Origin of the sequence: Gordonia insulae (assembly GCF_003855095.1) — a bacterium.
GTDB classification, from domain to species: Bacteria; Actinomycetota; Actinomycetes; order Mycobacteriales; family Mycobacteriaceae; genus Gordonia; species Gordonia insulae.
In genome coordinates this window covers 1,125,654-1,144,859 of record NZ_CP033972.1, presented here as the reverse complement: position 1 = coordinate 1,144,859, position 19,206 = coordinate 1,125,654, and the positions used below count along the sequence as shown (strand labels likewise).

Annotated in this window: 17 protein-coding genes; 4 read left to right on the top strand and 13 right to left on the bottom strand. The window is 67.0% G+C overall.

What is annotated here, in order from left to right; genetic code table 11:
* Positions 1-100 precede the first annotated feature (100 nt).
* Positions 101-685, top strand: a complete 585-nt coding sequence (locus D7316_RS05225; RefSeq protein ID WP_124707339.1) for a universal stress protein — start codon at positions 101-103, stop codon at positions 683-685.
* Positions 686-700: 15 nt separating this feature from the next.
* Here D7316_RS05225 and D7316_RS05220 read toward each other — a convergent pair whose 3' ends face one another.
* From D7316_RS05220 to D7316_RS05205, 4 genes are read right to left on the bottom strand one after another with little or no spacing between them, the layout of a single operon-like run.
* On the bottom strand, positions 701-1,660 hold the full coding sequence (locus tag D7316_RS05220) for a helix-turn-helix transcriptional regulator (RefSeq protein WP_124707338.1): 960 nt from the start codon (positions 1,658-1,660) through the stop codon (positions 701-703).
* 25 nt (positions 1,661-1,685) lie between these two features.
* Entirely contained in the window at positions 1,686-2,672 is a 987-nt protein-coding gene (locus D7316_RS05215) for a helix-turn-helix domain-containing protein (RefSeq protein WP_124707337.1), read from the bottom strand.
* 14 nt (positions 2,673-2,686) lie between these two features.
* Complete coding sequence (locus D7316_RS05210) at positions 2,687-3,652, bottom strand: AraC-like ligand-binding domain-containing protein (protein WP_124707336.1); 966 nt, start codon at positions 3,650-3,652, stop codon at positions 2,687-2,689.
* Positions 3,653-3,679: 27 nt separating this feature from the next.
* Positions 3,680-4,519, bottom strand: a complete 840-nt coding sequence (locus D7316_RS05205) for an alpha/beta fold hydrolase (RefSeq protein WP_197718188.1) — start codon at positions 4,517-4,519, stop codon at positions 3,680-3,682.
* Positions 4,520-4,779: 260 nt separating this feature from the next.
* On the opposite strand from D7316_RS05205, the gene D7316_RS05200 reads away from it, so the two are divergent.
* Positions 4,780-5,619: an alpha/beta hydrolase gene (locus D7316_RS05200; protein ID WP_124707335.1), complete on the top strand. Its 840-nt coding sequence runs from the start codon at positions 4,780-4,782 to the stop codon at positions 5,617-5,619.
* Here D7316_RS05200 and D7316_RS05195 read toward each other — a convergent pair.
* From D7316_RS05195 to D7316_RS27375, 4 genes are read right to left on the bottom strand one after another with little or no spacing between them, the layout of a single operon-like run.
* On the bottom strand, positions 5,607-6,884 hold the full coding sequence (locus D7316_RS05195; protein ID WP_124707334.1) for an acyl-CoA dehydrogenase family protein: 1,278 nt from the start codon (positions 6,882-6,884) through the stop codon (positions 5,607-5,609). The two genes, D7316_RS05200 and D7316_RS05195, sit on opposite strands and share 13 nt — an antisense overlap.
* A gap of 16 nt (positions 6,885-6,900) precedes the next feature.
* On the bottom strand, positions 6,901-8,415 hold the full coding sequence (locus tag D7316_RS05190; protein ID WP_124707333.1) for a CoA transferase: 1,515 nt from the start codon (positions 8,413-8,415) through the stop codon (positions 6,901-6,903).
* Positions 8,412-9,074: an AtuA-related protein gene (locus D7316_RS27380; protein WP_456298016.1), complete on the bottom strand. Its 663-nt coding sequence runs from the start codon at positions 9,072-9,074 to the stop codon at positions 8,412-8,414. The genes D7316_RS05190 and D7316_RS27380 overlap by 4 nt, the downstream gene beginning before the upstream one ends.
* Positions 9,071-10,210, bottom strand: a complete 1,140-nt coding sequence (locus D7316_RS27375; protein ID WP_232016776.1) for an acyclic terpene utilization AtuA family protein — start codon at positions 10,208-10,210, stop codon at positions 9,071-9,073. The genes D7316_RS27380 and D7316_RS27375 overlap by 4 nt, the downstream gene beginning before the upstream one ends.
* Positions 10,211-10,385: 175 nt before the next feature.
* Here D7316_RS27375 and D7316_RS05180 point away from each other — a divergent pair, with 175 nt between their 5' ends.
* A complete protein-coding gene (locus D7316_RS05180) occupies positions 10,386-11,342 on the top strand; it encodes a LysR family transcriptional regulator (RefSeq protein WP_232016775.1) in 957 nt (318 codons plus the stop codon).
* Here the strand turns inward: D7316_RS05180 and D7316_RS05175 are convergent.
* The 5 genes from D7316_RS05175 to D7316_RS05155 form a co-directional block, all read right to left on the bottom strand.
* Entirely contained in the window at positions 11,304-12,725 is a 1,422-nt protein-coding gene (locus D7316_RS05175; protein ID WP_124711127.1) for a cytochrome P450, read from the bottom strand. The genes D7316_RS05180 and D7316_RS05175 overlap by 39 nt on opposite strands.
* Before the next feature lie 133 nt (positions 12,726-12,858).
* Entirely contained in the window at positions 12,859-15,249 is a 2,391-nt protein-coding gene (locus D7316_RS05170; RefSeq protein ID WP_124707331.1) for an ATP-binding cassette domain-containing protein, read from the bottom strand.
* A 157-nt stretch (positions 15,250-15,406) separates the two neighbouring features.
* Entirely contained in the window at positions 15,407-15,817 is a 411-nt protein-coding gene (locus tag D7316_RS05165; protein ID WP_124707330.1) for a VOC family protein, read from the bottom strand.
* Between the two features lie 5 nt (positions 15,818-15,822).
* A complete protein-coding gene (locus D7316_RS05160; RefSeq protein ID WP_124707329.1) occupies positions 15,823-16,272 on the bottom strand; it encodes a helix-turn-helix transcriptional regulator in 450 nt (149 codons plus the stop codon).
* Positions 16,269-17,111, bottom strand: coding sequence for a hypothetical protein (locus D7316_RS05155; protein ID WP_124707328.1), 843 nt, complete (start codon positions 17,109-17,111; stop codon positions 16,269-16,271). Before D7316_RS05155 ends, D7316_RS05160 begins: the two co-directional genes overlap by 4 nt.
* Positions 17,112-17,408: 297 nt before the next feature.
* Here D7316_RS05155 and D7316_RS05150 point away from each other — a divergent pair, with 297 nt between their 5' ends.
* The gene (locus D7316_RS05150) at positions 17,409-19,190 is read left to right on the top strand and encodes a peroxidase family protein (RefSeq protein ID WP_124707327.1); all 1,782 of its coding nucleotides are present in this window, start codon (positions 17,409-17,411) and stop codon (positions 19,188-19,190) included.
* The last annotated feature ends 16 nt before the right edge of the window (positions 19,191-19,206 follow it).

Below are 19,206 nucleotides of genomic sequence, written 5' to 3'. Positions count from 1 at the left end.
TGGAGAAGCGCTCCACTCGCGGCATGCAGACCCCGGGGCGGCCGTTCCCTAACGTCATCAGCAGAGGTCAAGAGGTCCACTACAACATGAGGTGAGCGCCATGACCATGAGTGACATCTTCGGTTCGTACCGACCGCTTTCCGCGTCGACGGCCGTCTCGTTACCCACCGACGGCGTGCTCGTCGTGGGGTTCACCGGGTCCCCTGCATCGCAGCGCGCGTTGGACACCGTGTGCGCGACCGCTGGTCCCGGTCTGCGGATCGCGCTGGTGTGCGCGATCGACCCGATCCGACCGCCGGCGCCGGCGACGTTTCTGCACGACGCCCTCAAATCCGAGGCCTACCTGTTGTCCGATCGAGCGGTCATCGACGAATTGCTGCGACGGGGAATGGAATCGGTGCGCGGCACGTGCCGTGCCCGGGTCACCGGTGTTGCGCTGGAGGGCGATCCGGTGCGCGTTCTCGCGGGTGCCGTCGCGCGGTTCGACGCGGCGGAGGTCGTCGTCGGGATGAGCGGAACCAGACCGACCGGACAGGTGCGACACATCGCGCGAGCCCTCCCCGACGACGTCCCCCTTCTCGTGACGAACGGCGAGCGCCACGTGCGGCTGCGGCGCAGGACACGAGACCACGTACCGGTCCGGCCGTTCGTCCCCGGGCACCTCGGCCGCGCCGCAGGAGTCTGACCCACCGGGCCGCGACTACGGATTCATCAGGCGCCAGTCGCGCGGGGTGACGGAGAACCGATCGCGGAATCGGTGCGTGAAATGCGTGGAATCCACGAACCCGTGCCGCCGTGCCACGGCGGAGACGGTCAGATCCGGTTCGCGGATCAAGGTCTCACGGGCACGGTCCAGACGACGACCCATGATGTGATCCTGGAGCCCGATCCCGGTGACGGCCCACGCCTTGTACAGCGTCCGCACGGAGATGCTGTGTGCCTGCGCGATGGTATCCGCGGAGATATCGGGATCGTCGACGTTCTCGTCGATGTGTCGCCGGATCCGGGCGACGAGATCCCCCGGGGCGTCCGGACCCTGATCGGCGGCGGGACGGTCCGCGACGTCGATGATCAGCGCGTGCGTCAGCAAGATCGCCGTGGAGTTGAGTTCGGGCAGCAGCGCCGGGTTGGCCACCGCGATGCCCAGGAGTTCGTCCAGGAACGAGAGGTAGAGCTGATAGAGACCATGGGATGGACGCAGGGTGCGCACCGCTGCGGCCAGGGCCGACGGCGGCAGATTCAGGTGTGCCGCATCGATGGTGAGAACGACGGCCGATCCGCGGTCGGATCGGCGGAAGTCGTACGGGCAGGCCTGGTCCACGATGAGCAACGTGCTCGCACGATCGGTCGACTCGACGAGTACGCCGTGCTGGCGATGGCTCCAGGAGCCCGGTGACACGGCGGCGATCGCCACACGCTCGAACACCTCTGTCCGGAGCCGGGACCGGGTCGTCGCGACAGAGACCGGATCGGACTCGACGTGCATGAGCGTCGCACCCTCGCCGATCGTCCAGCCGCTGACCTGGGCGCGGAAACGATGATGCGGGACCAGCGGGGTCACCGTTGCGGTGGGCGCTGCGCCGGCCGAGCGCAACGCATGGTGGAGTTCATCGACGACGGAACGAGAATCGATCGTCGTGGTGTCGAGCAGGAGTGCCATCAGGGCCTCGGGTTCGTCGGACGCCTCAATCGCGTGGGGGTACCTGTTCCGGCCGCACCGCGGTCGGTGGCGAGTTCATCTGCCGCCAGGCGCGCGGCGACGCGCCGTACATCATCCGGAATCGCCGGCTGAAATGAGAGTCGTTGACGAACCCCCAGCGACGGGCGATCGCCGCGACCGGCGTCGAGCGCATGTCCGGCCGGGCCAGTTCGTCGCGGGCCCGGGTGAGTCGCTCGGCGATGATCCATTGCTCCAGGCTGAATTCCGCTGCCGCACACAGCTTGAACAGATGCCGCGGGGAGATGCCGTGCGCCGCCGCGATCGAGGAGGGGCTCAGGTCCGGATCGGCGAGATGCTGTTTGACATACGCGCGGACCCTCGGCAGCAACAATTCCGCCATCGCACCACGCGCGTAATCGAGGTCGTAGGCCGACGCCAGCAAGGTTCGGGTCAGTTCGATACTGCTCTCGCCCAGCGTTCGTGCGGCGCTGCTGGTCGTCAGCTCCTCGGCATGAACCGTCAGTTCCGAGATGTGATTGACCAGCATCCGGTACAGCGGGCTGGCCGGCAGGCGGTCTGCGGCAGCACGCACCACCTCGTGCGGTAGGCCGATCGCATCGACCGGCACGTGCAGGCATCGTGATGCGCCGACGCCGTTGAGGGCGTAGTCGTAGGTGGAGTTGAGGTCCATCAACATCAATTCGTCGGGTCGTGCGAGGCGCTGCACGCCGAACTGTTCCTGCTTACCCACACAGCGTTCGTGGACGGCGATCGCCAGCATCTCGCCGGGGCCGCTGCTGATCTGTTTCTGCGTGCGGATCAAGCGGAAGCCCGTCATCTCCGCGCGGAAGATGCTGGTGTCGCCGTAGGTCCACACGTCCATCCGCGATTCGATGTGCGCGGTGTCCTCCAACCGGACCGTCGACGGTACGGATTGCTCCTGCATGGCGGCGCATGTCGCGGCCACCCGATCGTCAGCGGTCAGGCCTGCGGTACTGAAGACGACCACCATGTCAGGCCACCGGCTCAGGTCGGGTCGTCGCCGACATGATCAGGGGCGGCCTCGGCCGTCGTGATCTGTTGCCATTCGCCCGGGGATACTCCATAAGCCGCGCTGAACTCCTCTGTGAAGAACGAAGCGTTTCCGAAGCCCCATCGTCGCGACTGTTCGGGATGCCATGTCCCTGCCTGGTCGGCGAGGACGTTGCGTGCCAGGCCGAGGCGTTCGGACAGAATCCACCGTTCGAGGTCGAACTGGGTGGACTCCGACAACCGGCGCAACGCCACGGTGGACACTCCCAGATTATCGGCGATCATGCTCGCCGACAGTTCCGGATCGGTCAGATGGATGCTGACGAAATCGGTCACCCGCGCCATCAGCGAGTCGGGCGTCGGCTCCTCGCCTGGGTCACGGAGATCGGCGAACAGCCCGTGGAACAGGGATGTGGTGGCCGACCCGATCAGGTGCCCGGACGCATCCGAAGCACTCCCGGGTCCGCACAGGTGCCAGATGTGTCCGGCCACCAATGAGCAGAACGGACTCGCGCCCAGCCGGCGCACGAGATCTGGGAACTCGTCGTGGTGCACACCGGCGTCGGTGGTCGGGACCCGGACGCTGCGCGCGGCGCCCGCACCCTCCCACCCACACACGTACGGAGCGTCCAGATCGACGATCATGAGCTCACCGGGCCGGCAGAGCTGGCGGAACCCGTGCTGCTCGAGGAGTCCGATTCCCCTTTCCTGCACGGCGATCGCGAGAGTGTCGACCGCGCCGCGACGGATGTGGCGGGCCGTACGGATCTGTCGATTTCCGGACATCTGCGCGCGGAACGCGGTCACCTTGCCGTAGTCCCACAGCTCGAGTACCGCTGAGATGTTCTCCGCCGCAAGGAACTCGACGCTCGTCGGAAACGACCGGACCCGGAGGGCGGCGACCGCGGCGGCGTGGCGCTCGGTCGGCGCGAAGTCGCCGGTGTCGAAGACGACGGCCATCGTTGATCTCCGGGTCGGGTCGCTCGGTCAGGCGCCGGCGGCCTTGACGACGACCGCCGCGACGGCGTCGGGCTGCGACACCAGTGAGGCGTGTGCCGCGTTGATCTCGCTGGTCCGCCCCGGGGCCGCCCGCGATGCCATGAAGCGTTGGAGGGCCGGGGGGATGACCCGGTCCTGGCGCGACACCAGGTACCAGCTCGGCACCTTCCGCCACGACGGATCGCCCGACGGCTCGAGGTTCGCCACCAGTGCGGCGGACTTCTGGTGGGCATACATGTCTGCCGCCGTCGCCGTGCTCACGTCCTGGGCGAAGATCTCGTGGAAGTAGGGGCGGGCGATGTAGCCGTCGAGGTTCTTGCCACCCGGACCGGACGGATCATCGACGACCTTGAGCTGCAGCGCCGGCGGGAGCAGTCGGCTGCCGGGATACGTGATCGGGTTCAGCAGCCCTTGGACGAACTCGCCGCGTTCCGGTGCGAAGGCTGCGATGTAGACGTTGGCCACGACATCGGGATCATGGGTGTTGGTGATCACTGCGCCGCCGTAGGAGTGTCCGACGAGGACGATCGGCCCGGAGATGGTGGCGAGCTTCTTCTCGAGGAGCGCCGAATCGTGGGCCGGCCCGCGCAGCGGATTGTCGAAGGTCTGCACCGGGTAGCCCTCGCCTCTGAGGGTGGCGGCGACGTCGCGCCACCCGGACGAGTCGGCGAACGCGCCGTGCACCAGGACGATCGTCGGCTTGCCGGGATCCGCGGCATGAGCCGGCGGCGCCGCCAGTCCCAGCATGCCGAGGACGACGACTGCGATCGCCGCGGTGATCGCGACGAGTGCCCGACGTGGCCGGCCGAAGTTGACGCTGGAAGGCATGAGGGATCCCTTTCGTCGGAGAACGGGCCATCGAGCGGTCCGATGCCGATGGTCACCGTGCTGCTGCAAAGCAGTGTGTGTCATTGTGCTCGCGCAGTGAGGGATCCGCCCGCCGATTCGGTGGCGTCCACCGCTCTGTGCTCGCTCAGCACAAAACTGTGCACAGCCAGCCAGGTCATCGCGGCTTCGCGCCCATATCCTGACGACGTTGGCCGACGAATCGTCCAATCCCCTACTCGGTGAGCATCTTCGGAGAAACTATGGCAACCTCCACGCCCGACACCATCGTCCTGATCCATGGCCTCTGGATGACACCCCGGAGCTGGGACCACTGGGTCACCCACTACGAGAACAAGGGGTTCCGCGTGCTGACCCCGGCGTATCCGGGCTTCGAGATCGAGGTCGAGGCGCTGCGCGAGAACCCGCGGATCATCGCCGAGCTCACCGTGCCCGACACGGTCGACCACCTCGCCTCGATCATCACCGATCTCCCGACGCCGCCGATCCTCATCGGGCACTCCTTCGGCGGAACGATGACGCAGCTCCTGGTCGACCGAGGGCTGGGGGCGGCGGCCGTCGTCGTCGATTCCGCTCCCACCGAGGGTGTCCGGGTGAACCCGCCTTCGCAGCTCAGGTCGCTGTTCCCGATCCTGAAGAACCCCGCCAACAGGCACAAGGCCGCCGGGTTCACCCACGACGAGTTCCGCTACGCGTTCACCAACACACTGAACGAGGAGGACTCCCGCGCCGCGTACGAGCGCTATGCCATCCCGGCGCCGGGTGCGTGGGTGTGGCGTTACGGACTGTTCGCGAATCTCACGCCCCGTCACCTGGAGACCTGGGTGGACTACTCGCGCAACGACCGCGCTCCCCTGCTGTTCATCGCCGGCGGCGCCGACCACATCATGCCGCCGTCGGTGAACAAGTCGAATGCGCGGCACTATCGGAAATCGTCCGCGGTCACCGAGTATCACGAATACCCGGGCCGATCGCACTGGACCTGCGCCGAGCCCGGTTGGGAGGAAGTGGCCGATCACGCCTTGGCGTGGGCGATGGAACAGCAGGCCGACCGTACGCCCGGTCCCCGTCAGACCGCCTGACCGCGCACGCCTTTGGGTGCACCTGCGGCCATGAAGCCGAAGAGGTAGCCGGCGACCCGACGCATCTGGATCTCGTCGGCCCCCTCGGTGATGCGGTAGCGACGGTGGTGGCGGTAGATGTGTTCGAACGGCTCGTGACGTGAGTAACCGCGACCACCGAACACCTGCATCGCCTGATCGGCGGCGTCACAGCACAGCCGGTTCGCCTGATAGTTGCACATCGAGACCTCCTGGGAGGCCGCAAAAGGTCCGTAGGTGTCCATCTTCCAGGCGGTTTCGCGGACCAGGGCGCGCAACATCGCTGCGCGCGTGTGCAACTCGACGAGCGGGAACTGGATCGCCTGATTGGTCGAGAGCTTCTTGCCGAACGGTGACCGCTCGTTGGCGTACGCGACGGAGCGGTCGATGCAGTACTGGGCGGCACCCAGACTCGACGCTGCCTGGCGGATCCTGTTCTCGTTGAAGAAATGCTGGACGATCTGCAGGCCGCGTCCCTCCTCCCCCATGATCGCGGAGTGCGCGACGCGCACGTCACGCAGCGAGATGTGCGCGTGGTCGGTCGGCATGTTGAAGGTCCACAGGTATTCCTCCACCGTGAAGCCCTCGCTCTGCGGATCGACCAGGAAGGCCGTGATGCCCTGTGCATCGCCGGCCCCGCCGCTGGTGCGGGCGAAGATGATGTCCCGGTGCGCCGCGTGGATACCAGTGTTCCAGGTCTTCTCGCCGGTGATCACCCACGTGTCGCCGTCGCGCACTGCCGTGGTCTCCATGTGGGTGGCATCCGATCCGTGCTCGGGTTCGGTGATCCCGAAGGCGAAGAACCGTTCTCCCGCCGCGAGCGCTTCGACCCACTCGTCCCGTTGTTCCGGTGACCCGTACTCCAGCATCAGCAGGAGGCCGATGTTGTTGCCGACGATGCTGTGCTCGTTCTGCAGATCGCAATGAAGCCCGAGCCCCTTGGCCGCCAGATGCTCGCGGATAACCGCCATGGAGAGATTGGAGCCGTCGCGGCCGCCGAACTCCGCCGGGAACGGATAGCGAAAATGCCCGGCGGCATCGGCGCGCCGGCGAGCCTCGCGCAGCAGATCCTCCCAGTCCGCGCTGGGCAACCCGCCGCGGTCCCAATCGGTGCGTGCGTCCTCCCGACGGTGATCGAAGAACCGGATGTTGTCGTCGGCCTCCTGTAGCGGTCGGATCTCCTCGTCGATGAACGTGTCGAGTTCGGAGAGATAGTCGGTCAGCGCCTCGGGCAGGGCGAAATCCACGTCGGAACCTCTTTCGTCAGGAATCGGGATGGGACGGATGGAGCCATTCCGGCCGTGACGATCCCCTCGGGACGAGGATGGTCCGATACCGGCCGGGCGTCTGGCTCATGTGCACCTGGTCGGTGACACCCTGATACCTGCCCAGCGGGGTGTCCGCGGTGAAGGTCTCCGGGTCGAGATAGACGTGGCGGTCGTCGTCACCCACGCGCCGCCCGGCCGTGCCGGCGGCATAGTCCTTGTCGAAGACCCCCATCCCGACGATCCAGAGTGCGGCCCGGGTCAGGGAGACATGCACCCGGTAGCTGCCGCCGTCGCGTGCCCGGCGCGCCAGCGCCTCGGCGATTCCCGCGGTCATGAGCCACGACACGATGTAGTCGTTCACCACCAGGATCGGGGGCAGCGCGGGCACGTCTCCGCCGCCCTCGAGGAGCATCATGCCGGCCAGACTGCCTGCGGTCTGGTCGAACCCGACCCAGGACGACCACGGGCCGGACTCACCGTTGAGCGAGGCGGTCGCATGGATGATGCCGGGTCGCGCACGCGCCGCGTCCTCCGGCGACAGGCCAATGTCGGCGAGGTAGCCCGGTCGACGATTGGCATAGAAGACGTCGGCACCGGCGAGGAGCCGACGGATGTGGTCGGCGCCCTCGCCGCGATACGGGTCGAGCGTCGTCGAGCGCACCCCGACGTTGGCGCTGACATAGGTGGCATCGTGTTCGAGTTCATCGGGACGCCACACGTTCAGGACATCGGCGCCGTGTAGCGCGAGCGCCCGCCCGACGCCCGCACCGGCGATGACGTGCCCCATTCCGAGTGCTCGAATCCCGTCGAGCGGCTGTTCGCCGGCCGGCGCGAAGGGTTCCGGCTCGCTGTCGGCGATGCGGGTGATCTCGATCAGGGGCATGCCGGCGAGCACATCCCGGTAGTGGGATTCCTCGAGGATCTCCGACACGGTCCGTAGCATCGGCAGGACGACACCGGCCTCGGCACCCGCGAGTTCGAGTTCCCGACCCTTCCAGGTGGCGATGGCGGCGGCGACCGCGTCGCCGTCGTCGGGTACGCCGAGAAGACGCTGGGCATTGACCTTGATCTTCGGGTAGGGGTTGAGCGGCATCATCCAGCGGTCGTCCCCGGTCCGGTAGAACCGGAAACCGAGGGCGTTCGACGCATTGGACGGCGTGCCCGCGGGATAACCGTTGACGAGTTCCCAACGACGATCGTAGAAGGGGCACAGGCGATGTGGGGCACTGCGCAGATCGACCTCGATGTCCTGACCCACTCCGGAACGGAGCTGCCAGAGTTTCGCCATCGCCACCGATTTGGCCGCGAGCGAGATGCCCGCGGCGCCCCCGAGACGCAGGGTGCTCGGAACCACGGGGTCCGCGCCCCGGAACGTCACGGTGCCACCGGCATCGTCCGCGGACATCCCGATGCCGGCAAGGACGTCGTCGAGCTCGGCCGCGACGTCGAAGGCGTCGTCGGTGGCGGCGGCGCCGATGGTCGCTCGTAGTCGGTCGGTCAGGGTCGTCACAGGGTGTACTCCTCGGAGGTCGGAACGTCGATGGCGGACAGGAGATCGTCCGGGATCAGGACCTGACGCGAGCGCAGGTACTCCCCGACCGCCTTGCCGACCTGATCCACGCGCGTGTTCGACGACCCGCCCGTGCCGAGCAATCCGCGGAGGACGAAGTGCACGGCCTGCAGGTCCGGGAATTCGTGCCGGACGACATCGAGGTCCTTCGCCTCCGGGATCAGGCGGCGGATCTCATCTGTCGTCAGGAATCGCCGGAGCCACAACCACACCCGCGGATCCCTCGTCCAGATACCGACGTTGCTGTTGCCCCCTTTGTCACCACTGCGCGCATGGGCGACGGTGCCGAGCGGCAACTGTGTGACCCGGTCCGGCAGCGGTGCCCCCGCGGGTTCGGGGTGCACAGGTTGGGCGACGGTGCCGGTGCTCGACGGCGGTGACACACGTACAACGCGTCCGTCGTCGAGCACGACACGGTGGTCGAGCGCCGTCATGGGGAGGAGCCCGGGCCAGTAATCGATGCGTGGCCGCGGGGTGGACTGCAGTCCGGCGGCGCCGTCGTGGAAGTATCCCGGGATGCCCTGCAGGTACAGACTGCCCAGGCGGGCACCCATCTCGGCCTGTGCCAACACCTCCGCCGAGTCCGCCGTGGCCATCACCCGCAGTGCGACGGTCGCGGCCCACTGCGACTCGGGGTCCTCGGCCGCGGTGCCGATGGGGTGAGATCCAGCGAGACGCCTTCGGGCAGACCGAGATGGAGTTGGTCGCGGATCAGCCCGATCTTCTCCTCGACATGCGGCGACGTGACGAACACCGTGTTGACCACCGATGCCCCGACCGGGCCGAAGATCGCGACCTTCGTCGTCGGCGGCGGCGGCGAACCGGTGGCACCCGCGACCTCCACGCGGTCCTCGCCGATCTCGGCGACCCGCACGTGGTCGAGATGGACGGTGACGTCGGGGTTCAGGTAGACGGGCCCCTGGATCTCGTACATGATCTGGGCGGTCACGGTGTCGGCGGTCACGGCACCCCCGTCGCGCCGGTGTTTGGTGATCACGCAGGTGCCGTCGGCGGCGATCTCGGCGATCGGGAAGCCGGGGGTCGTCCGATGCGGGATGTCGAGGAATCCGGAGAAATTGCCGCCCACCGCGTGCGCGCCGCACTCGATGATGTGACCGGCGAGCACCCCACCCGCGAGCGCTGTCCAGTCGTCCTCGGCCCAATCGTGCCACCACGCGGCCGGGCCGACGGTCAACGATGCGTCGGTGACACGTCCGCAGACCACGATGTCGGCGCCGTCGCGCAGCGCCGCGGCCACACCCCAGCCGCCCAGGTAGGCATTGGCGGCGAACGGCGTCGCGACCCAGTCGGTCAGAGGTGCGCCGCCGTCCAGGTTGTCGAACCGATGGCCGAGATCCTGCAACCGGGGCAGCTCACCCAAGATGTTGTCGCCCTCGACATGCGCGACGCGCAGCTCGACGCCGGCAGCGGCGATCTCCGCGCGCAGCGCCGCGGCGAGACCGGCGGGATGGAAGCCGCCCGCGTTGGTCACCACCTTGATGCCCCGATCGGCGACGGTGGCGAGGTGCGGGCGCAGCTGGTCGACGAAGTAGTCGACGAAGCCGCGGTCGGGGTTGCGCTGATACGCCGCCGACAGCGCGGCGAGGGTGATCTCGGCGAGGTAGTCACCCATCAGCACATCGACGCGGTCACCGGCGATCGCCTCGTCGATCGCGGTCCGGCGATCACCGAGATATCCGGAGAAGTTCGCGATCCTGATCGCTTCGCGGGTCATCGTCCACCACCTTGAAGTCTGTGGACCCGGGCGTCCGCCCGGGTCGTCGGTGTCCCTCAGGCTAGGGACCGCAACCGGGAACCCACCAGGATCGATGTGCGCACGTGGAGATGACCGGATCGGTCCTGGCGCCTGCGGCGTCGAGCAGGTAGTGGCGGTCGATAGGGTGGGCGGCGTGGACCTGATCCATCTGCGCTCCTTCGTCGCGGTCGCCGAAGAGCGAAGCTTCACCCGTGCCGCAACTCGTCTGCACATGGCGGCGTCGCCGCTGAGCAGGCGCATCAAGGACCTCGAACGCGAATTCGGCGCGTCGCTGTTCGTCCGGGCCCACCACCGCGTCGATCTCACCCCGGCGGGAGATGCCCTGCTGCCGCGCGCCATCGAGGTTCTGGATCGGGCGGATGCGCTCGGCGACGTGGTGCGGCGGGCCGACGCGCGGATCCCACGACAAGCCGTCGTCGGTATCGCCCCGGAGGTGTCGGCCACCGTACGCGACACCTTCCTGGCCGATCTGGCGGCGCACCACCCCGACATTGTCCCCCGACTGCTGCCGGCTAGCACCGAACCGCTGCTGGGAGATCTGCGAGCCGGGAACGTCGACCTCGCGTTGGTCCACGGTCCGGTGGGAGGCGCCGGGCTGCGGAGTCTTTTCCTCGAGCGCCAGCCCGTAGGGGTCGCGGTCGGTGCCGCGGCGATCGCCGACGAGCGGACGTCGATCAGTTTGGCCGATCTCGTCGAGATCCCGTTCGCCTCGATCACCCATGACGCCGCGCCGGAGATCTACCGCAATCTCGACGATCTCCTCAACCGCAACGGCATCCGCAAGCGGATCACGCTGACCGGTGACAACTTCGTGGGTCTCGCCCATCTGGTTGCGACCGGGCAGGCGTTCACCCTCGTCGGGCTCGGCAACGGCATGGCGAATCGGCTGTTCCACGGTGAGCCGGTGCGGATCCTGCCGATCGACGGTGTGCGAGCACGCATCACGACGGTCGCGGTGTGGCGGGCCAATCGCGAGGATGCCGAGGATCTGATCGCGGACCTCGTCGACACCGTGAGCATGCTCGATCCCGGCGCGCATCGGGAGGAGCGGTCAGCTGGTGGTGGCCCGGCGGCGGAAGTCGATCGGTAGGCCGTCGGCGGGTGTCGGGCCGGTGCCGTAGGTGAGATCGAGGCGATAGTCCGACGGCACCGACCACTCGAACCGCTGCAACATCTGGTGCATGATCGATTTGACCTCCATCCCGCCGAAGTACAGGCCGATGCACTTGTGCGCGCCACCACCGAACGGTGCCCAGGCGAAGCGGTGCACCTTGTCCTCCTTGCGTTCCGGTGAGAAGCGCTCCGGATCCCAGTGGGTCGGGTTGGGCCACCATTCCTCACGGAGCATCGAGGCCCACGGGTGGATTCCGACGAGGGTGTCCTTCGGCACGTAGTGGCCGAGGATGTCGGTGTCCGCGATGGTCTTCCGGAAGAGCATGCCCACCGGCGCGTTGATCCGCAGGGTCTCCTTGAATGCGAGATCGAGACTCGGCAGTTTGTCGAGATCGTCGTAGTCGAGCGTGGGCTTGTCGAGCGCCAGGGACTCGTCACGCAGACGTTGCTGCCATTCGGGGTAGCGCCCGAGGAAGTAGGTGAGCATCGACAACGCGATGGTGCTGGTGTCGTGGGCGGCCATCATCACGAAGATCATGTGGTTGACCACGTCTTCGTCGCTGAAGGTGTTGCCGTCCTCGTCCTCGCTGTGGCACAGCACGCTGAACAGGTCGTCACCATCGCCTGCCCGGCGGGCCGCGATCTCCGACCGGAAGTAGTCCTGCAGGTACTCGCGTCCGCGTAGCCCCCGCGCCCACGTCCAGTTGCGCACGTCGGCCCGGACGAGCGCCTGCCCGCCGCGGACCGCCGCCTCGAAAGCGCTCTCGAGGTCGTGTGCGTCGCTCTCGTTGAGTGACGCACCCACGAACACCTCGGTGGCCAATGACAGCGTCAGGTCCTTGGTGCGCGAATACATGCGGAAGCCCGGGCCGACCTCCCAGTTCGACAGGGTCTTCTCGATGTGCGGAGTCATCATCGACAGGTAGCCGTTCAGCCGTGGCCGGGTGAACGCCTGCTGCAGGATGCGTCGATGATGCATGTGCTCGTCGAAGTCCATCAGCATGATGCCGCGGCGGAAGAACGGGCCGATCATCGGTTCCCAGCCTTCCTCGCTGGAGAAGGCCTTCTGCCGGTTCATCCAGGCGCATTCGATGGCGTCGGGGCCGATCAACGTCACGATGTTCATGTTCAGCGAACCCGACCACGAGACCGCGCCGAATCTCTCGTAGCGATCCATTGCGCTGCTCAGCGGATCGACCAGAGACTCCAGCGCGTTGCCCAGGATCGGCATGCCCGCGTCACCCATCACCGGTTTCAGCCCGGACCCCGCCGGCGGTTCGGCCAGCGGCCGCGGCTTGCTCGGGTAGGCCTTGGACAACGTGCCCAGTGCGGATTGAAAGGTCTTCTTCGCGGTCTGCATCGCTGCACGCTCCCCACCGGTCGTCGCTTCACGGGTGCCGAGTGGGCACCAATGGAACGAATTGTGACTCATGTTCCAAGCCGAGTCTACGACCGCCGGGAACGCGCGTCATCAGAATCGCCGATCGGACCGGTCAGCCGCCGACGTATTCCGCGAGGTGCTGAGCGGTGAGCGTCGAGCGATCCGCGATCAGATCCGCCGGCGACCCCTCGAAGACCACCCGGCCGCCGTCGTGCCCGGCGCCCGGCCCGATGTCGATGATCCAGTCGGCATGAGCCATCACGGCCTGGTGATGCTCGATGACGATGACGGATTTCCCGGAGTCGACCAGCCGGTCGAGGAGTTCGAGGAGTTGTTCCACGTCCGCGAGGTGCAGCCCGGTGGTCGGCTCGTCCAGGACGTACACATCGCCTTTGTCGCCCATCTGCGAGGCGAGCTTGAGGCGTTGTCGTTCGCCGCCGGACAGGGTGGTCAACGGCTGGCCGATGGTCAGGTAACCCAGTCCGACGTCGCGCAGGCGGACCAGGATCTTGTGCGCAGCGGGAATCCTGCCGTCACCGTCGGCGAAGAACTCCTCCGCCTGTGCGACCGACATGGTGAGGACCTCGCTGATGTCCTTGCCGCCGAAGGTGTAGTCGAGCACCTCTGCGGAGAACCGCTTGCCCTCGCAGACCTCGCACGGGGTGGCCACACCCGACATCATCGCGAGATCGGAGTAGATCACCCCGGCCCCTTTGCAATTGGGGCAGGCACCCTCGGAGTTGGCGCTGAACAGCGCGGGCTTGACCCCGTTCGCCTTGGCGAATGCCTTGCGGATCGGGTCGAGCAGGCCGGTGTAGGTGGCCGGATTACTTCGCCGGGAACCCTTGATCGCGCCCTGGTCGATCGACACCACGTCGTCGAGCCCGGCCACCGAGCCATCGATCAGTGAGCTCTTGCCGGACCCCGCGACACCGGTGACGACGACGAGCACGCCGAGGGGGATGTCGACGTCGACGTCCTGCAGGTTGTGGGTGGACGCACCGCGGATCTCCAAGGCGCCCTTCGATGTCCGCACCGATTCCTTCAAGGAGGCACGATCGTCGAGGTGTCGTCCGGTGAGCGTGTCGGCGGCCCGCAACTCCTCGACACTTCCCTCGAACACGATCTCGCCGCCCTCACTGCCGGCTCGCGGGCCCAGGTCGACGACATGGTCGGCGATGGCGATGGCCTCGGGCTTGTGCTCGACGACCAGAACCGTATTGCCCTTGTCGCGCAATTGCAGCAACAGATCGTTCATCCGGGCGATGTCGTGCGGGTGCAGGCCGATGGTCGGTTCGTCGAACACGTAGGTGACGTCGGTCAGCGACGAGCCGAGGTGGCGGATCAGCTTGGTGCGCTGGGCCTCTCCGCCGGAGAGCGTCCCAGCGGGCCGGTCCAGTGACAGATACCCGAGCCCGATCTCGACGAAGGAGTCGAGCGTCTCCCCCAGCGTGGTCAGCAGCGGCCCCACCGACGGCTCGTCGAGGCTCCGTACCCAGTCCGCGAGATCACTGATCTGCATCGTGCAGACGTCGGCGATGTTCTTGCCCTTGATCTTCGGCGATCGGGCGGTTTCCGCGAGCCGCGTACCGTCGCACTCCGGGCAGGTCGTGAACGTGATCGCCCGGTCGACGAATGCCCGGATGTGCGGCTGCATGGCCTCACGGTCCTTGGCGAGGAAGGACTTCTGGATCTGCGGGATGAGACCGAGGTAGGTGAGGTTGATGCCCTCCACCTTGATCTTGGTGGCCTCTTTGTAGAGCAGATCGTTGAGTTCACGCTTGGTGAACTTCTTGATCGGCTTGTCGGGATCGAACCATCCGCAACCGCGGTAGATGCGCCCGTACCAGCCCTCCATGCTGTAGCCCGGGATCGTCAGCGCGCCCTCGTTGAGAGACTTGGAGTCGTCATAGAGTGCGGTGAGATCGAAGTCGGACACCGAGCCGCGTCCTTCGCAGCGCGGACACATGCCGCCGGTGATCGAGAAGCTGCGGCGCTCCTTCACCGTACGACCGGCCTTCTCGACGGTCACCGCGCCGGCACCGCTGATCGACGCGACATTGAACGAAAATGCCTGGGGCGAACCGATATAGGGCTTGCCGAGCCGGCTGAACAGGATCCGCAGCATGGCGTTGGCGTCGGTGGCGGTACCGACCGTCGAGCGCGGATTGGCGCCCATGCGTTCCTGATCGACGATGATGGCGGTGGTCAGCCCCTCCAGGACATCGACGTCGGGGCGGCCCAGATTGGGCATGAACCCCTGCACGAATGCGCTGTAGGTCTCGTTGATCATCCGCTGCGATTCCGCGGCGATCGTCGCGAAGACGAGTGAACTCTTCCCGGAGCCGGACACACCGGTGAACACGGTCAGACGTCGCTTGGGGATCTCGAGACTGACGTCCTTGAGATTGTTCTCGCGCGCACCGTGTACCCGGATCAGATCATGGGTGTCGGCGACGTGTCCCTCACGCGACCTGGATTTCGCCTTCGTGGCCGTGCTCATCGGTTCTCCGTTCTGTCACGCTACTGAGGGGTTCGACTGGCGACGCCGCCCGATCCGATCTCACCACATCCGGGCAGGTGATCGGACCGGACGACGGGTATGCGGCATCGTCGGGCAGGACGTGCCCGGTGCGGTATCTGCACATGGCTCGCCGCGCTCAGCGAACCTCGTCGATACGGAGCAGGTTGCCGGACGGATCCCGGAAAGCGCAGTCGCGCACCCCGTACGGCTGATCGGTTGGCTCCTGGATGACTTCGGCACCGCTCGCCTCGAGCCGTTCGAAGAGGCCGTCGAGATCGTCGGTGGCCAGGGTGACCGCCCCGTAGCTGCCCTTCGCGATCAGTTCGAGGATGGTGCGGCGCTCGTCCTCGGTGATGCCGGGGTCGGCGGCCGGCGGGTGCAGCACGATCGAGGTCCCCGGCTGTCCGGGAGGGCCCACGGTGAGCCACCGCATCCCCTCGTATCCGACGTCTTTGCGGACCTCGAAGCCCAGGGTGTCGCGATAGAACGCGAGGGCGGCCTCGGGGTCGGTGTGTGGGAGGAAGGTGTAGTGGATGCTGATGTTCATGGGTTTCACGGTAGATGCGACCCGGACCGCGTCGCTTCTCGATTCCTGATCGGTCTCGTGACCTGTTTGGCCAGACATGCCGGAATGCCGTCTGTGGCGTCGGCCTCCTCACGCCGATAGGCGCTGGGCGGCATGCCCACCAATTCGGTGAACCTGGTGCTGAACGTCCCGAGCGACGAGCAGCCAACGGCGAAGCAGACCTCGGTCACACTCAGGTCACCGCGGCGCAGCAACGCCATCGCCCGCTCGATGCGGCGCGTCATCAGGTAGGAATACGGCGACTCGCCGTAGACCCGCCGGAACTCGCGACTCAGGTGTCCGGCGGACATGTGGGCTCCGCGCGCCAGCGCCTCGACATCGAGCGGCTGGGCGTATTCGCGATCGATCCGGTCGCGGACGCGCCGCAGTCGGGCGAGGTCTCGGAGCCGTTGTGCGTCGTCGGGCGTGCCGGTCACGTAGTTGATCGTCCCATGTCGAATCGGGGTTGCCCAGTGTCATTCCGGACCCCGTCATTCTGGACCCCGTCATCCCGGACGCTGTCATCCACGGTGCTGTCGTGGGCGCGCCCCCGGAAGGTCGTCAGCACCCGCTCCGTCTTGCTGATCGTCACGATCGGTAGACCGCGGTCACCCAGAGACCGCTCCAGCAGGAGTAAGTGCTGTGCCGCACGGAGTTCGAACGCATCGGCGGGCTCGTCCCGCAGTGGGCGGAGGTGCATGCTGACCTCGAGCAGGTCGAGTTCGCCGACCGTCCAGCGTTCGACGGCGACCGGCGCGCCGTCGACGCTGACGTCGGTCCACGTCCTGGATGCGATCGGTCCCAGGGTGACCAGGTGGTCGATGGGGACCCCGCACGACGTACAGGCGACCACGAACTGGCGTTGGGTGGCGTCGAGCAGCGCCACCGGATCGGTCCGGTCGTCCATCAACGGAGTCAGCGAACCCGGAGCGCGGTGACTGATCACCGACGCGGAGCGGACGCGGTGGTCGCCGCACCATTCCGATTCCATGCGGTAGCTCGCGTCCTCGTTGCAGAACGCCTCTCCCCATCGGGTCGGCAACTCCGCCGGTACGCACGGTCGGAGTTTCACGGTCACATCGTCGCGGTCCCCGCTGCGCATACGCATGATGATGCGGCTCGACAGCAACGGCACCGCACTGCCGGCGATCCCGGCGCGTGCCTCCGCGAACCAGATGTTCCGGGATAGGCCGGGTCTGCCGTCCGGCACGAGGATGGATGTCGCTCGATCGACATCGCTGTCGAGATTGACCTTGAGTGCGATGGGTGGGATCACCACGATTGCCCTTCGTCGTCGGTACAGAGGGCACACCGGCGGATCGGCGCAAGGTGCCTGAGTCATCGTCACTGTTCCGGCGGCCCATTCCGCGAGTAGCCGCTACCTCAATCGGCGCGCGCGGTGTCCGGATCATCCGATCGAACGACGGTGACGGCCCGGGAGCAGGGATTTCCCGACGGTCACCGGGGCTCGGCATCGTTGGAGTAGTCCGCTACCCGTGTATGTGGTGGGCCCAACGGACATACTTGACCGCGATATGAGGGTCGTTGCTGCGGTATGCCACGGAGGTAGTCGATGATCGGGGTCGTCCGTTCGATCGCCGGAATGGTTGCGGAGAGGGTCGACGATGTGGTCGGTTGGCACGAGTTGCCCCGGTCGCTCGGGCTGGTGGTGTTGATCGGGCTGCGCAGCAGACTGCGTGCGCACAACCTGTTCGACGCCGGACCACATCCCGACGGCCCCGCTCCGCCACCGGCACCCGCGGATACGAGGGTGCGGACCATCGACGGCACCTACACCGACCTCGACGATCCGCGGATGGGTTCGGCAGGCAGTCTCTTCGGCCGCAACGTCGCGCCGGGACCGTGCGCGCGACCGGAGGCCCCGGATGCCGTCGTCGGTGGGCCGTCGCCGCGGCTGGTCAGCCGACAGTTGCTGGCGCGGGATGATTTCCGGCCGGCCACGAGCCTCAATCTGCTCGCGGCCGCCTGGATCCAGTTCGAGGTGCATGACTGGATGAGTCACTTCGACGCGACGGCCGAGGCACCGTGGGAACCCGAGCTGGCCGGGGACGATCCGTGGCCGCAGGCCCACTGTCCGATGCGCGTCAACCGCACGCTGTCGCGGCCGGGGACACACGCGAACCCGACCGTCTACCCGAACCGGGACACCCATTGGTGGGACGGCTCGCAGATCTACGGGTCCGAACCGACGTACGCCGATGCGATCCGTGAGTGGGACGGCGGGCGAATCGTGTTGGGCAGGGACGGGTTGCCCCCGGTGGCGGCCGAGGAATCGCTCGACCCGAACGGTCCGATCGCCAACACCTGGGTCGGTCTCGCTCTCCTGCAATCGTTGTTCCTGAAGGAACACAACGCGATCTGCCGTCGCCTGCACTCGGCCTATCCGGAGATGACCGATCAGCAGCTCTACGACACCGCCCGACTGGCGAACACCGCCCTCATGGCGAAGATCCACACGGTCGACTGGACGCCGGCGATCATCGCCCACCCCACCACGGTGGCGGCCATGCGCGGCAACTGGTTCGGTCTGCTCGGAGAGAAATTCGGCCTGCACCATGGACGCGTCTTCGACAGCGAGGTGCTGTCCGGAATCCCCGGCGGCCGCACCGACTTCCACGGTGTGCCGTACTCCCTCACGGAGGACTTCGTCGCGGTCTACCGTATGCATCCGCTGTTGCCGGACGAACTCACGATCCGCGAGGCCGGCAGTGATCGGCCGAAGCGGACGATCGGACTGTCGGACCTGCTGGCCGACGACGTCCGTCCGACGCTGGGCGTCGAATCCGCGGCCGACTTGTTCCACTCGTTCGGTCGTGCACACCCCGGTGCGTTGGACCTGCACAACTTCCCGAACGCGCTGCGGGAGCTCCCCCGCCCCGACGGCAGTCTCATGGACCTCGCCACGGTCGACATCCTGCGAAATCGCGAGCGCGGGGTGCCGCGGTACAACGAGTTCCGTCGACAGCTGCGGTTGCGGCCCGCCAAGACCTTCGACGACCTCACCGACAACCCGAAGTGGGCGTGCGAACTCGCGCGTGTGTACGACGGCGACGTCGAACAGGTCGACCTGATGGTGGGCCTCTACGCGGAGACGCGGCCGCAGGGATTCGGGTTCAGCGACACCGCGTTCCGGGTGTTCATCCTGATGGCGTCGCGGCGAATATCCAGCGATCGATTCCTCACGGTCGACTTCCGGCCGGAGATCTACACCGAGGTCGGGATGTCGTGGGTCCGGCAGAACTCGATGAGATCGGTTCTGCTCCGCCACTTCCCGACACTGGCCCCGACGCTGGCCGACGTCGCCAACCCATTCGCCCCCTGGCCCGCGCCATGAGTCGAGAGGACCCACC